This is a genomic window from Thiomicrospira aerophila AL3 (genome assembly GCF_000227665.2).
Classification (GTDB): domain Bacteria; phylum Pseudomonadota; class Gammaproteobacteria; order Thiomicrospirales; family Thiomicrospiraceae; genus Thiomicrospira; species Thiomicrospira aerophila.
Genome location: NZ_CP007030.1, coordinates 452,571 through 466,820, shown reverse-complemented (window position 1 = coordinate 466,820; position 14,250 = coordinate 452,571). Strand labels below are relative to the sequence as shown.

10 protein-coding genes are annotated in these 14,250 nt (G+C 45.3%); 2 read left to right on the top strand and 8 right to left on the bottom strand.

The window, feature by feature from the left end; genetic code table 11:
• Nucleotides 1-6 precede the first annotated feature (6 nt).
• A complete protein-coding gene (locus THIAE_RS02225; RefSeq protein ID WP_006459874.1) occupies nucleotides 7-1,959 on the top strand; it encodes a PhoX family protein in 1,953 nt (650 codons plus the stop codon).
• A gap of 26 nt (nucleotides 1,960-1,985) precedes the next feature.
• Here the strand turns inward: THIAE_RS02225 and THIAE_RS02220 are convergent, their stop codons facing one another.
• The 8 genes from THIAE_RS02220 to THIAE_RS02185 form a co-directional block, all read right to left on the bottom strand.
• Complete coding sequence (locus THIAE_RS02220; RefSeq protein ID WP_006459873.1) at nucleotides 1,986-3,701, bottom strand: GNAT family N-acyltransferase; 1,716 nt, start codon at nucleotides 3,699-3,701, stop codon at nucleotides 1,986-1,988.
• 79 nt (nucleotides 3,702-3,780) lie between these two features.
• Nucleotides 3,781-4,749, bottom strand: coding sequence for a PstS family phosphate ABC transporter substrate-binding protein (locus THIAE_RS02215; protein WP_006459872.1), 969 nt, complete (start codon nucleotides 4,747-4,749; stop codon nucleotides 3,781-3,783).
• Between the two features lie 94 nt (nucleotides 4,750-4,843).
• Entirely contained in the window at nucleotides 4,844-6,199 is a 1,356-nt protein-coding gene (phoR, locus tag THIAE_RS02210) for a phosphate regulon sensor histidine kinase PhoR (protein ID WP_006459871.1), read from the bottom strand.
• A gap of 15 nt (nucleotides 6,200-6,214) precedes the next feature.
• Nucleotides 6,215-6,925 (bottom strand): phosphate regulon transcriptional regulator PhoB, encoded by a 711-nt coding sequence (phoB, locus tag THIAE_RS02205; protein WP_006459870.1) that lies wholly within the window; start codon nucleotides 6,923-6,925, stop codon nucleotides 6,215-6,217.
• A 24-nt stretch (nucleotides 6,926-6,949) separates the two neighbouring features.
• Nucleotides 6,950-7,681, bottom strand: coding sequence for a phosphate signaling complex protein PhoU (phoU, locus tag THIAE_RS02200; RefSeq protein ID WP_006459869.1), 732 nt, complete (start codon nucleotides 7,679-7,681; stop codon nucleotides 6,950-6,952).
• 16 nt (nucleotides 7,682-7,697) lie between these two features.
• On the bottom strand, nucleotides 7,698-8,513 hold the full coding sequence (gene pstB, locus THIAE_RS02195) for a phosphate ABC transporter ATP-binding protein PstB (RefSeq protein WP_006459868.1): 816 nt from the start codon (nucleotides 8,511-8,513) through the stop codon (nucleotides 7,698-7,700).
• Between the two features lie 31 nt (nucleotides 8,514-8,544).
• The gene (pstA, locus tag THIAE_RS02190; RefSeq protein WP_006459867.1) at nucleotides 8,545-10,182 is read right to left on the bottom strand and encodes a phosphate ABC transporter permease PstA; all 1,638 of its coding nucleotides are present in this window, start codon (nucleotides 10,180-10,182) and stop codon (nucleotides 8,545-8,547) included.
• A 22-nt stretch (nucleotides 10,183-10,204) separates the two neighbouring features.
• On the bottom strand, nucleotides 10,205-12,481 hold the full coding sequence (locus THIAE_RS02185; protein ID WP_006459866.1) for an ABC transporter permease subunit: 2,277 nt from the start codon (nucleotides 12,479-12,481) through the stop codon (nucleotides 10,205-10,207).
• 294 nt (nucleotides 12,482-12,775) lie between these two features.
• Between THIAE_RS02185 and glnA the strand changes: the two genes are divergently transcribed.
• Nucleotides 12,776-14,182 carry a type I glutamate--ammonia ligase gene (glnA, locus tag THIAE_RS02180; RefSeq protein WP_006459865.1) on the top strand — a complete coding sequence of 469 codons (1,407 nt, stop codon included), beginning with the start codon at nucleotides 12,776-12,778 and terminating at the stop codon, nucleotides 14,180-14,182.
• The last annotated feature ends 68 nt before the right edge of the window (nucleotides 14,183-14,250 follow it).

Genomic DNA, 14,250 nt, shown 5'->3' with positions numbered 1-14,250 from the left:
AAAGTAATGACCTTAACTAACCATCGTATTGATCACCAAGACGCGGATGAGCGCTTGTGTAATACCAGCAATAACACTGAGTTTTACCAGGTGTTAGCACCCAAGCTCAAGCGCCGCGACTTTTTAATCGGCAGCTTAGGCTTGGCGTTTTTAACCCTTCCTAAAGGAGCGGCTTTGGCAAATGAAAGTACGCCATCAACCGTCAGCAGGCCTGCTTCTCGACTGGGGTTTAACCCTGTCATGGTCAGTGAAGCCGATAAAATCATCTTACCTGAGGGCTATCAATACCAGGTCATTTTGCCTTTTGGCTCGCGTCTGCCCCACCCTGACCAAGAACTTACTATTGGCAGTCATCATGATGGGATGCATTTTTTCCCCATCTATGGCGGCAATGGTGAAGGCTTACTCGTGCTCAATCATGAATATATTGAGCCGCGTTTTTTGCATAACAGTTATCAGGGACGCACCTTCAGCTCATCTGCGGTGTACATTGATTCCGAAGGGCATCGTGACGCCAAAGAGGTGTTAGATGAAATGGCCGCGCACGGTGTCACTGTCGTGCACATTAAACGTGATGAGCAAGGCGAATGGCTACCAACGACCAGTCCACTCAATCGCCGCATCGATGCCACCACCCTGATGGAGATTAGCGGTCCGGCGCGTGGACATGAAAAAATGCGCACACCATTTAGTCCAGAGGGTACTCAAGCCCGCGGCACAATTAATAACTGCGCGCATGGCGTAACCCCTTGGGGTACCTACTTAACCTGTGAAGAAAACTGGGCGGGTTATTTTTATAACCCCACCAGTCAACCACGTGAACAACAACGTTACGGCGTGCGCAGCGAAACGTCAGGACGTTATGCTTGGGAGCGCGCTAAAGGCTCTGCGACTCATGCTGACCTATTCCAGCGTTTTAAAGCCGACGATGAATTTGTTAATGAACCGAATCAATTTGGCTGGGTGGTTGAAATTGATCCACTCGACCCGCATAGCACACCGATTAAACGTACTGCATTAGGTCGTTTTGCTCATGAAGGCGTGATTTTTAGACCCGCTATTGAGGGTCAACCGATCGAGTGCTATATGGGCGATGATGCCCGTTTTGAATATATTTATCGTTATGTAAGCGATACCACTTATTCCAAAAATAAGCCGCAGCCCAACCTGTTAGACAAGGGTACGCTGTATGTAGCCAAATTCCATGAGGATGGTCGAGGTGAGTGGTTACCATTAGTCTTTGGACAAGGACCTTTAACCGCTGAAAATGGCTTTGATAGCCAAGGCGATGTATTAATCAACACGCGCTTAGCCGCTGATCTAATGGGCGCCACTAAAATGGATCGCCCTGAATGGGGCGCGATTGACCCAAACTCTGGAGAGGTTTATTTCACCTTAACCAATAACACCCGCCGCCAAGCCGAACAGGTAGATGCAGCCAACCCGCGCGCAGGCAATCCTTATGGTCATATCATCCGCTGGCAAGAATCCACCACCCTGCCAACTCACTTTAACTGGGATATTTTTTTGTTGGCAGGCGATCAAAGTGATTCAGAGTTTGCTGGTGTGCCGCTCAATGATACCAACCAGTTTAATGCCCCAGATGGCCTATGGTTTGATAAGGATGGTCGTTTGTGGATTCAAACCGATATGAGTGAGCGTGTATTGAATACGGGTGATTTTAGCCAATTTGGTAATAATCAAATGTTAGCCTGCGATCCAGCTAGCGGTGATTTACGCCGGTTCTTAGTCGGTCCAATTGGCCAAGAAATCACCGGCATTACCGCTACACCTGATGGCAAAACGCTTTTTATCAACGTGCAGCACCCGGGCGCAACCACCACGGCTGACGCGTTTAAACGCAATCAATTTAGTTCACGCTGGCCCATGGGCTATGGTGTGCCTAGATCAGCCACGGTGGTGATTACCAAAACCGACGGCGGGGTCATCGGCACTTAACGCTCCCGCCTGATTGCTTAATAACCCTAGCCCAAATAACGCTGTCGTTTTTTGGGCTTCACCTTGTCCAGCGACACCAGAATAAAACTATCTACACAGCCGCCAAAATCCGCATCTAAATTAAACCCATGAAACTCACAACCTCCAGGCTCACAAAGCTCGGTGTATTGCTTATATAGCGTCGGTACTTTTACCCCGTCTTGTTCAAGTTGATAATTTAAGCGCTTAAAGGATGTCGCATAATCCTGGGCATAATCAGCCTGAGCCGCTGTCAAGGTTGATTCAGACAGCAGATAAGGCGTATGACCTTGTACCCCCGGTAATTTCGCGCCAAACTGCTGCCAGTAAAAGCTCAAAATTTTCTGTTTGGCTGGTTCTGGATAAGCCGCACTTAAACTGACCGGACCAAATAAATACTGCACCTCTGGATGCGCTTTTAAATAGGCGCCTATGCCATACCACAAATAATCAAGCGAGCGCATACCCCAGTATTTGGGTTGCACAAAGCTACGTCCCAGCTCTATGCCCTGTTGCAGCTTGGGAAGTAACGGCTCGTCTAGCTCAAATAAACTGGCGCTATAAAACCCAGCCAATCCCTTTTCAGCGACAATCCTAGCGCCTTCACCAATGCGATAGGCACCGACTATATCCAACGCCTCGTCATCCCAAAGCACCAAATGTCGAAAATAACGGTCATACGCATCTATATCACTGGGTAGGCCGGTGCCCTCTTCAACGGTGCGGAAGGTCAGTTCTCTTAAACGACCTATCTCGTCCATCACTGGACAGTTTTCTTGAAAGTCATAAAGATAAATGTGTTTACCATCGGAGGTTTGACCCAGCAACTCTGCCGCTCGTAAGGCTTTACGTAACGCCTTGCCATCGACAGGATGCGCAATGGTATTCACTTCTGCGAACAATGGCGGTTTACGCAATTTCTTCGGCGTACCAAGACGATATATATGCTTTCTAAAACGCGCTGCCAATAAGTCCTGATCTAGGTCAAGTGCAACCAGCGTTTTGGGCAAAATCAACTTACCAACATGAAATACTAAGCCGCGCTGTTCTTGCTTAAACATTTCCTCAATCAACATTGCGGTACCGAGGGGCTTATAAATCGCTGATAGGCTGTAAAACAAGGCCGAATTACGTGCTTCAATTCGAATAGGTAAAATGGGGGCGTCGGTTTTCAAAGCCAGACGTAAAAAACCTGCTTTCCATTTCCCATCACGCACGCCATTCGGACGAATACGCGACACTTCACCAGCTGGAAAGATAATCAAGGCTTGATCGTCTTCTAACGCCTGTTTCATGGCTTTATATTGTTGTTTTTGCGAAACCTTGCCTGACATATTATCAATCGGGATAAATAAACTGCGAATCGGCTCTAATTCACTCAGCAACTGATTGGCAACAATGCGCACATCGGGTCGCACCGAGCGCACAAGCTTTAGTAAAGCAAGGCCATCTAAGGAACCTATGGGGTGATTTGCCACAATCATGACCCGTCCTTCGGCTGGAATGCGTTTCAATTCGCTGGCGGCGACTTGATAATCAAATTGAAAGGTTTCAAGCACCTTATCTAAAAAATGAAACCCACGCAGATGCTGATTAGCTTGAATAAACTCATTAATTTCATCTTCGTGGGTAATGGCACGCAGTAGTTTAATGAGCCATTTGGCGCCCGGTTGCGCCAGCAACTGCGGATAATGACTCACTAGGGTGCGCTCAATATTAATCATGCTAAAAACTCCTCAAGCATAAAAAAACCCAGCACAAGGCTGGGCTTTTAAATCAATTAATCTGTGTTTTCACAACAAATTAATCTAGTTTACGTAACTCGCGCTCTGCAGCTGAACGTGGTAATGGTACATAACCACTATCTAGTACAACCTGCTGACCTTGCTGAGAAAGAACCATAGTCATAAATTCTTTAACCGCTGGCTCCATAGCCTGTGAAGGTGGATTGTTCACATAAACGTACAATAGACGTGCTAATGGGAAGTTACCGTTTGCCGCGTTTTCTGGTGATGACTCATAGAAAGGCTCACCTTCAGCACGCGCTAAAGGCACTGAACGTACGCTTGAGGTTAGGTAACCAACACCTGAATAACCAATACCGTTAATAGAGGCAGATACACCCTGTACTACAGAAGCAGAACCTGGCTGTTCGTTTACAGAGTTCTTGAAGTCACCACGGCAAAGCGCGATATTTTTGAAGTAACCATAGGTACCTGATACTGAGTTACGGCCGTAAAGCTGTACTGGACGATTCGCCCATTCACCGGTTAGACCCACATCACCCCAAGAAGTCGCATCTTGACGCGCACCACAAGCACGAGTTGATGAGAACAATGCATCAACCTGTGGCAAAGTTAATCCTTCGATCGGGTTATCCTTATGAACAAATACCGCTAACGCATCAATGGCCACACCGATTTCTGTTGGCGCATAACCATAACGTGCTTCAAAAGCAGCGATTTCGCCAGCACGCATCGCACGGCTCATTGGACCAAACTGAGATACACCTTCAGTCAAGGCAGTCGGTGCAGTTGAAGAACCCGCGCCTTGAATCTGTACGTTTACGTTAGGGTACAAACGGTTGAATTCTTCAGCCCATTTAGTCATTAGGTTGTTAAGGGTATCAGAACCCACTGAGCTTAATGAACCCGAAATACCCGAGGTACGCTCATAATTTGGCAAGGTTGGATCAACAGCTGCGATAGCTGGTTGTAGTGTTAATGTAGCAGCAGCAAAGCCCATAGCGGCTAAAAGTTTACGACGTAGCATAATTTAAAGCTCCTTAGGAGAGTTAAGTGAATTTAAACTTCCTGCATAGTATGGTGTTGCAAGGTAACAGCTTAATGAACAAGATTTGACAGTTTTATGACAATTGCGCAACGACGTGATGCATGACGGGATCACGCGTCATGGCAGCGGGAAAAATAACGCGGAAAGTAGAACCCACTTTTAAACGACTTTGAATATCGAGCTTGGCATGATGACGTTCGATAATGTGTTTAACAATTGCCAAGCCAAGCCCGGTGCCGCCTGAACTACGTGAACGAGCGGTATCGACGCGGTAAAAGCGTTCAGTTAGACGAGGAATATCCTCACGGGAAATACCAATGCCCGTATCCTGAACTTCAAACACGAGTTGATGTTGCTCATTTTCAAGCCAACGTACAGTAATTTTGCCGCCCGGCGGTGTGTAACGAACTGCATTAGTGGCCAAATTTACAAACACACTGCGTAGAGGTTCCACCAAGCCAAACAGGTTTTTATGGGTCGCTATCTCAAACTTAATCTGATGCTCATTTTGACTCAGTAGATGCATATCCTGCTCAAGAACAGTGAGGACTTCTTGCATATCGACCAAATCAGGTGGGGTTTTATAACTATCTGCTTCAATTGCAGACAAGGTTAGTAAATCATTGATGATATTTTGCATCCGCTGTGCCTGACTATTCATCTGCTCTACCGGGTTTTGCCACAATACCGGTAAACGCTCATGATCATCTTGCATTAACTCTAAATAGCCGCTCAACACGGTTAAGGGTGTGCGTAACTCATGTGACGCATTGGCTACAAAATCACGACGGACCTGTGCCAGGTTATGGGCTGCAGTAATATCGCGCACAATAAATAAGAAATGATGCTGAAAGTAAGGCACCATCGACGCACTCAAGCGCTGCGTGCTTTGATGGGTTTGATAGAACTCGACCGTTTGATCAAACTCACCCGCTTCAAAATAAGCAATAATCTCCGGCTGACGCAGTAAGTTGGTAATCAACTGCCCAACATCGCTTTGATTTAATCCAAGCAAGGCTTCGGCACCATGATTAATCCATTCAATTTTAAAATTTTTAGATAACGAAATATGCGCATCAGGCAGGAGGTTCATCGCCTGTTGAACTTGATCCGTTTCCGACTTTAAGCGCTTGATTTGACGCTTTTCTTGAAAAGATTTTTCAAAATAACTATCAAAAATATCACCCCAAACCCCAAAAGGCACTTGGTGGGCTTCCAAGTCAGCACTTTTCACCATGCGTAAAAAACGCGCAAAATAAAACATATTGCGCAACACATATAACAAAAAAATCAATAAAAAAGACCAGCCCCAGGCTTGGGTAATTAAGCCGGCAATCGTCGCTAAAAAAATAAGCACCGCAATGCCAATTACTTCTTCATGGAAGCGTAAGCGTTTTGATAAGTCAAAGAGTGGCTTAATGCCAAGCATAATGATTGCTCAACATTAATCAGCAGCGCGTGGGTCGGGTTCCGAAAAACGGTAACCGGCACCACGAATAGTATGGATATAATCTTCACATTGTAGCGGTTCAAGCAATTTGCGTAAGCGGCGAATATGCACATCGACTGTGCGCTCTTCAACCACCACTTGTTGCCCCCAGACCTGATCCAATAGTTGGCCCCGCGAATAGACCCGATTAGGATGCTGCATAAAAAACTGCATCAGCTTAAACTCAGTCGGTCCCATGCGGACCTCCTGCTCCTTCGCCCAAAAACGATAACTGGCCAAATCCATTCTCAACTCACCTAGTTGCAACACTTCTGTGGTTTGAGTTTCTGGATCCTGACGACGAAACAAGGCACGAATACGCGCGACTAAAGCACGAGGAGAAAACGGCTTGACTACATAATCATCAGCGCCCGCATCAAAACCCATCACTTGATCGGTTTCTTCACCGCGCGCTGTTAACATCACAATCGGTAAACTACGCGTTTTCTCATCCTGTCGAATACGTTGCGCAAGCTTTACCCCACTAATACCGGGTAACATCCAATCCAGAATAAGCAAATCCGGTGCGTCATCTTGAATTTTCTGCCAACCCTGTTCAGCATTAGCAGCCAAAACCACATCATAGCCTGCTGAACTTAAGGTAAAGTGCAACATATCACGAATGGCGGATTCGTCTTCTACGACAAGTATTTTGGCAGGGGGCATAAAGTCTCTCATCATGGTCATCGATTAACTAATATTTTCTAAAAATTCAGCTAAACGATTCGGGTCAATATTACGCATTTCCTGACCATTCACCAAATAAATGATGGTTTCAGCCATATTTCGAGCATGATCGGTAATGCGCTCACTTGCCCGTAAAGCATAAATCAATTCGAACAAACATACCACATCGACATCCGAATCTTTAAACAGCGCCATGACTTCATCAGTCGTCACTTTAAAGAGTTCGTCCACACGCTCTTCTTCCTCAATAATGCTGCCGCAACCTTTGATATCTAAACGCACAAACGCATTCAAGGCTTTTTGTAACATCTCGGTAGCACGTGAAGCAATTTCAATCAATTGCTTATAACCATTTAAGCCTTGGCAACGCCCATCATCCATTTCAGCGATATGCACAACCATATTGGCAATCTTAACCACCTCGTCACCCATGCGCTCTAAATCGACACCTAAGCGAATGGCCGCAATAACCAAACGTAAATCAGAGGCGGTCGGTTGCTGACGCGCTAATAGACGCACACTTAAACGGTCAATTTCAATTTCTTGTTGGTTGACCAACTTATCAAGATTTATGACCTCTTTTGCTTCATTTATGTCGTAGTTTTGCACAGCATGAATGGCGCTAGCCAACTGACGCTCTACTAAACCACCCATTTCTAATACTTGATTAAATAACTCTTCAAGCGCACGGTTAAATGAACCAGATACATGTGAACCAAATTCTTGTTTTTCCATTTCGACTACCCTTCTTTTAACCGTAACGGCCTGTAATATAATCTTCTGTGCGTTTAACCTGTGGGTTGGTAAATAAACCATCCGTATCGGTATATTCAATCAGCTCACCCATATACATAAACGCGGTGTAATCCGACACACGAGCCGCTTGTTGCATGTTGTGGGTCACAATCAGAATGGTGAAGTCTTTTTTCAATTCAAAAATCAATTCTTCAATTGCCAAAGTTGAAATGGGGTCTAAGGCTGAAGTGGGTTCGTCTAGTAACATCACCTCAGGCTGAATTGCAATCGCGCGCGCAATACACAAACGCTGCTGTTGACCACCCGACATACCCAAGGCATTTTCATTTAGACGGTCTTTAACCTCTTTCCACAAGCCCGCGCCTTGCAACGCCCACTCAACGGTATCATCAAGGGTCGATTTATTGTTGACACCCTGCAAACGCAAACCATAGGCGACGTTTTCATAGATACTTTTTGGGAAGGGGTTTGGTTTTTGGAATACCATACCAATTCGGCGACGAATTTCAGCCACATCTAATTCTTTGGCATACATATCCTGGCCATGAATATACATCTTGCCATCGACACGAACGATATCAATCAAATCGTTCATACGGTTAAAGCAACGCAGTAAAGTTGACTTACCACAACCTGATGGCCCGATAAACGCGGTTACGCGCTTTTCAGGAATATCCATGGTGACATTCTTTAAGGCCTGAGAATTGCCATAATACAAATCCCAATTTTTAACCTGGATCGCGATTTTCTCTTCCGCAAGATTCATATTGCGGTGATCACGCCCCGTATTTACACTAATGTTCTGACTCATAACTTTTTCCTTCTAACCTAAATTCTGTCAATTAATGTTCGAGTGATTTATATTTTTCACGTAAGCGGTTGCGGATCATAATCGCGCCCAAGTTTAAGCTCACGATGACCAATACCAACAACAAGGAAGTGGCATAGACTAGTGGCTGTGCAGCCTCAACGTTCGGGCTTTGGAAGCCGGTATCATAAATATGGAAGCCTAGGTGCATAAACTTCTGATCCAAATGTACGAACGGTGGATTCGTATTCACTGGTAACTCCGACACTAACTTCACGACCCCAACCAGCATCAATGGCGCCACTTCACCCGCAGCACGCGCGATGGCTAAAATCAAACCGGTCATAATGGCGGGTGTTGTCATGGGTAAGATAATCCTCAAAATCACTTCTAACTTAGTTGCACCCAAGGCCAAGCCGCCTTCGCGAAGCGCGCGTGGAATACGGGATAAACCTTCATCTGTTGATACAATCACCACAGGCAAGGTCAACAGCGCCATGGTTAAGGCCGCCCATAGCAGGCCTGGTGTACCAAAGGTAGGGTTAGGTAACACATGGCTATAAAACATTTGGTCAATCGAATAACCGAGTACGTAAACAAAGAAGCCCAAACCAAAAATACCGAATACGATAGAGGGTACACCGGCTAGGTTATTAATCGAGATACGCACCAGCTTTAATACTGGGCCCTCTTTAGCATATTCACGCATATAGATTGCAGCCAAAATACCCATAGGCATTACAAACAATGTCATAAGGATAACCATCGTGAAGGTACCGACAATAGCAGGAAATACCCCACCCTCCGTATTGGCTTCACGCGGATCGTCTAACAAGAAGTTTTTAATTGAACCTAAAAAGAACGCGGTTTTTTGACCCAAATGCATATCGTTCGGTTGCCAAAAATCGACTACCTGATCAAGTCCTAAACGTCGTTCTGAGCCATCTGATAGCGTCACAACGACCGTACCTAAAGCTCGTAAGCGGTTGTAAAGCTCAGCTCGAACTGTTTCTAACTCACTAAACTCTTGATTTAAACGCGCACGTTCAGCATCGAAATTAGCTATCGCTTCTTGAGTAAGCTGACCACGCTGATCTAAACGACGTTGTTCAAAACGGATTTGTTCTAGTTGGTAGTTAATGCCCCCGATAAGACCTTTTTCAATACGACGCAGTTCTTTACGAATCTGACGGCTTTCTTTTAGTTGCGCATGCATACGATTTTTAACCGCCTGCAAATCATCAAGCCGCTCACCATTCACTTCAAAGGCGTTGATATAACCAAACAAATCGCCATGAGAGTAACGCTCAAAGACCGTAATGCCTTTCGCTACTTCTTTAGCGGTGATATTGCTTTCGTTAATCCAACGAAAATCGATACCAAATACATCGCGGTTCGCGGTTTTGAGCAAGATTTGATTTTCACGTAAGCTCATGCCCGAGTTTTGCGGATCTTCAAACACACGCACACGTGTGTTATGAATTTCAGCGGTATAAACCGCAGGGCCGGCCGCCTGTTCTACTTTAAACTCATAGATCTGGTGCGGCCAAAAATGACTCAACCCGCGTGCTGAGATCATCAGCAATAAACCAAATACTAATACAACAGCGATACTGACGGCAGAAGCACTAAACCATACCCAATGTTCGCCTTTATTCATCCATGTTTTCATGTCTAATTCCTTTTATCTTGGGTTACAGTGAGCCGTATTTTTTACGCATACGCTGACGAACTATTTCGGCAAGGGTGTTAAAGAAGAAGGTAAAGATAAACAACACTAAACCAGATAGGAATAACACGCGATAATGAGTACTATCGACCTCTGTTTCTGCCATTTCAACCGCAAGGTTGGCTGACAAGGTTCGCATCCCTTCAAAAATATTGACATCCATTAGCGGTGTATTACCTGATGCCATCAATACGATCATCGTTTCACCGACACCGCGACCAAAGCCCAGCATCACGGCCGAGAAGATACCTGGACTTGCAGTCGGTAGGACCACCCCAACCATGGTTTGCCAACCGCTCGCACCCAGCGCATAAGAACCGTTTACTAGATAACGCGGCACACTGTATATTGCATCTTCTGCCACCGAAAAGATGGTCGGAATCAAAGCGAAGCCCATCGCAAAACCGATTACCATGGCATTACGTTGGTCAAAATCAATCCCCGCACTGTTAGTCAACCAATCACGCATATCACCGTTGAAGAACATTTTTTCGATGGGTACACTCATACTTAGCGCAAACCAGCCCAAGAATATAACTACCGGCAGCATCAATACGGCTCTACGACCAATTGGCACCATCAAACGAATCTTTTCAGGCAACCGAGACCAACCATAGCCAAACAACAAAATACCTATGGGCACGACAAAGACGATGGCAAAGAAGCCAGGTAGATTCGCTTCCATATAGGGCGCTAACCAAAGACCCGCAAGGAAACCTAGAATAACGGTTGGCAACGCCTCAATAAGCTCGACAGACGGTTTAATCCACTGTCGTGTTTTCTTGTCCATAAAGAAAGCGGTGTAGATTGCGGCAAAGATCGCAATCGGCACGGCAAACAACATTGAATAGAGCGCGGCCTTAATCGTACCGAAAGTTAAAGGCGTTAATGACATCTTGCCTTCAAAGTCATCAGTACCTGAAGTGGACTGCCAAGTATAGGTCGGCTCTGAATAGCCCTCATACCAAACTTTCTGCCACAAGGACGAGAAAGAAATCTCAGGATGCGGGTTGTGAATGTCATAGCTGATTAGACGACCCGATTGGGTTTCAACTAAGGCGCCATCTTCGCGTGGTGCAAAACGAATGAAGGTAATAGGGTCTTGTGGGCCTGCTGAAACTTCACGAAGATGACGCTGGGAAGTTGAGTAGTAAAGGTTAAACTGCCCCGCACTATCTCCCAAGGCAAAGCCACGACGCGTACCCTCAATACCAATCGCAGTAATCGGCTGATCACCGCGTGAAAAATCACGAATTTCTTGCAAAGCAAAATCGTTATTACGATCGCGCACCGGGAACCACTGCACCATACGGCCTTTATCTGTCCCGAACAGCATTGAAGTATTACCATTTAAGTACTTGGCCGAAGTAATGGTTTCATCTGGACGCACCACCCGAACCTGCTGTAGCATTTCAGGCTGCTGAATATTTGCAATCGAATAATAACGCGCCATTCCTTCGCGCGTTACCAAAACCAGGTCACGCATGTTGCTAGCTAACATAATGTAATCTGAAATGAAGTCGGTACGAATCTGTGACTGTGCAACCGGATTCAACTGGATTTCATCAGAGATAAACGAGGTGCGCTTGCGATAGTTGCGAATACTCAAAGCATCTGAAAAATCAGATTGTGCAATAATCATCATATTTTCATCGACATCACGCACCGCTAAGCGATCTACCGATCCATCATGGATGGCTTTGGCATCCTCACCAAATGGCCATTCAATAACCGGCGTAATGACACGCTGACCACCTGGAAAGGTCAGGTTAAATTTAATCTGTCCTAGAATAACGCCACCATCACTCAAACCAAAAGCAAAGCGATTGGTTGGTTCGTCCACTAGCGTAAAGCTGGTCACGCGAACACCCTCTGGTACCGGCACTTTCTTATCTAATAACACATCCGCGTTGTCAGTTGAGAAACCTAGAATCCGACCTGCGTCGGTAATTCGAACACCAACGGCTTTATAGTCGTCAATAGCGTAATGGACGGTTTGTTCTGACAAGCCACCCGGCACGCTCATCTCGGTGCGCTTATCAATGTCTGCCGACACAAACATCGGCAGCACAACATAAATTAAGAAGAACATAATTAGGAATACGGCAAAAATAATCCCGATCCCCCCGGTACTGATGCCGTATTTTGCGGTATGATCAACAATACGACGACGCACTAAACGACGTTTAGAGCGTTTTCCTGTTAAGGCCTCATTGAGGTTTTCTTTGATAAGCTGGCTCATTTAAACGGACTTCCATCTTGAGAGATTAATTTCTGCCCACTATAACCAGTGAATATGACAGCTAGATGTCAAAACAGTTCATAACTGATTTATTTTAAGCACCAACCCGAAACAATCTGCACCAAAATAAACAAGCGTTACACGCTTAAAAAGAATCAAAATAATATTGAAATTATAAAAATTTCAATATTAATCAAACACCTAATAAAGCGAGATTAGTATTTACAAAATCTTGGCATGGTTTACGCTTTAAATCGACTGAAAACAATTACAACCACAACGAAGGATAAGATTATGTCGCAAGCAATTTTTGACCTGATTAAAGAACAAGAGATTAAATGGGCTGATTTACGTTTCACTGACACCATTGGCAAAGAGCAGCATGTAACCATCCCGGCTACTGAAGTTGATGATGAGTTTTTCGAAGACGGTCATAGCTTTGACGGTTCTTCTATTCGTGGTTGGAAAGGCATTCAAAACTCTGACATGTTGCTAATGCCACAAACTGATGGATATTATGTTGATCCATTCACCAATGATCCGACTATTGTTATTCGTTGTATGATCGTTGAACCGTCAACATTAGAGCCTTACGAAAAAGATCCACGTGGAATTGCTAAAAAAGCAGAAATGTACCTAAAATCAACCGGTGTAGCGGATACTGCGTTCTTTGGCCCAGAACCAGAATTCTTTATCTTTGATGATGTACGTTGGGGCGCAGACATGTCTGGCTCATTCGTTAAGATCGACAGTAATGAGTCTTCATGGAACACAGAAAAAGTTTATGATGGCGGCAACATGGGTCACCGTCCAAAAACCAAAGGCGGTTATTTCCCAGTTCCACCCGTTGATCAGCTCCATGAAGTGCGTGCCGACATCTGCGCTATGGCTGAAGCGATTGGCTTAAAAATCGAAGCTCATCACCATGAAGTAGCGAACAGCGGTCAGTGTGAGCTAGCTATTGCTGGCAACACCTTAACGGCTAAAGCTGACGAAGTGCAAATGCTTAAATATGCAGTGCACAATACTTGCCATCAATTAGGCAAAACCGCTACTTTTATGGCTAAGCCCATTGTTGGTGACAACGGTTCAGGGATGCACATTAACCAGTCATTATCAAAAAATGGTAAAAATATTTTTGCTGGTGATGTGTATTCTGGTTTATCACAAGAAGCGCTTTGGTACATTGGCGGCCTAATGAAACACGCACGTGCATTGAATGCCTTCACTAACCCAGGCACTAATTCTTACAAGCGCTTGGTACCTGGCTTTGAAGCGCCGATTTTGTTGGCCTACTCAGGCTCAAACCGCTCGGCATCGATTCGTATTCCTTATGCGGCTTCTGAGCGCGGTCGTCGTGTTGAATTACGCTTCCCAGATCCAACAGCTAACCCTTACTTGGCGTTTGCAGCCTCATTAATGGCTGGTTTAGACGGTATTATCAATAAGATCGATCCAGGCGCGCCTGCTGAGAAAGACCTATATGACCTACCACCAGAAGAAGAAGCGACCTTCAAAACTGTTTGTGCCTCTTTAGAAGAAGCATTAGATGCATTGAACGAAGATCGTGAATTCCTAAAAGCGGGCGGTGTGTTTACTGATGAAGCGATTGATTCCTACATCAAACTGAAGATGGAAGATGTGACACGCATGCGTGCAACGACCCATCCGATTGAATTTGATATGTACTACTCAGCTTAACGTGTTTCTGGAGAGCCATCTCCAGAGCAGCATTAATCCACAAAAAACCCAGCTCTAAGCTGGGTTTT

What these genes read in the sequence shown, in the direction of transcription:
- THIAE_RS02225 (WP_006459874.1), top strand. Translation starts at nt 7, where the DNA reads ATGACCTTAACTAACCATCGTATTGATCACCAAGACGCGGATGAGCGC.
- THIAE_RS02215 (WP_006459872.1), bottom strand. Translation starts at nt 4,749, where the DNA reads ATGCTACGTCGTAAACTTTTAGCCGCTATGGGCTTTGCTGCTGCTACA.
- glnA (WP_006459865.1), top strand. Translation starts at nt 12,776, where the DNA reads ATGTCGCAAGCAATTTTTGACCTGATTAAAGAACAAGAGATTAAATGG.
- THIAE_RS02185 (WP_006459866.1), bottom strand. Translation starts at nt 12,481, where the DNA reads ATGAGCCAGCTTATCAAAGAAAACCTCAATGAGGCCTTAACAGGAAAA.
- phoB (WP_006459870.1), bottom strand. Translation starts at nt 6,925, where the DNA reads ATGCCCCCTGCCAAAATACTTGTCGTAGAAGACGAATCCGCCATTCGT.
- phoU (WP_006459869.1), bottom strand. Translation starts at nt 7,681, where the DNA reads ATGGAAAAACAAGAATTTGGTTCACATGTATCTGGTTCATTTAACCGT.
- pstB (WP_006459868.1), bottom strand. Translation starts at nt 8,513, where the DNA reads ATGAGTCAGAACATTAGTGTAAATACGGGGCGTGATCACCGCAATATG.
- phoR (WP_006459871.1), bottom strand. Translation starts at nt 6,199, where the DNA reads ATGCTTGGCATTAAGCCACTCTTTGACTTATCAAAACGCTTACGCTTC.
- THIAE_RS02220 (WP_006459873.1), bottom strand. Translation starts at nt 3,701, where the DNA reads ATGATTAATATTGAGCGCACCCTAGTGAGTCATTATCCGCAGTTGCTG.
- pstA (WP_006459867.1), bottom strand. Translation starts at nt 10,182, where the DNA reads ATGAAAACATGGATGAATAAAGGCGAACATTGGGTATGGTTTAGTGCT.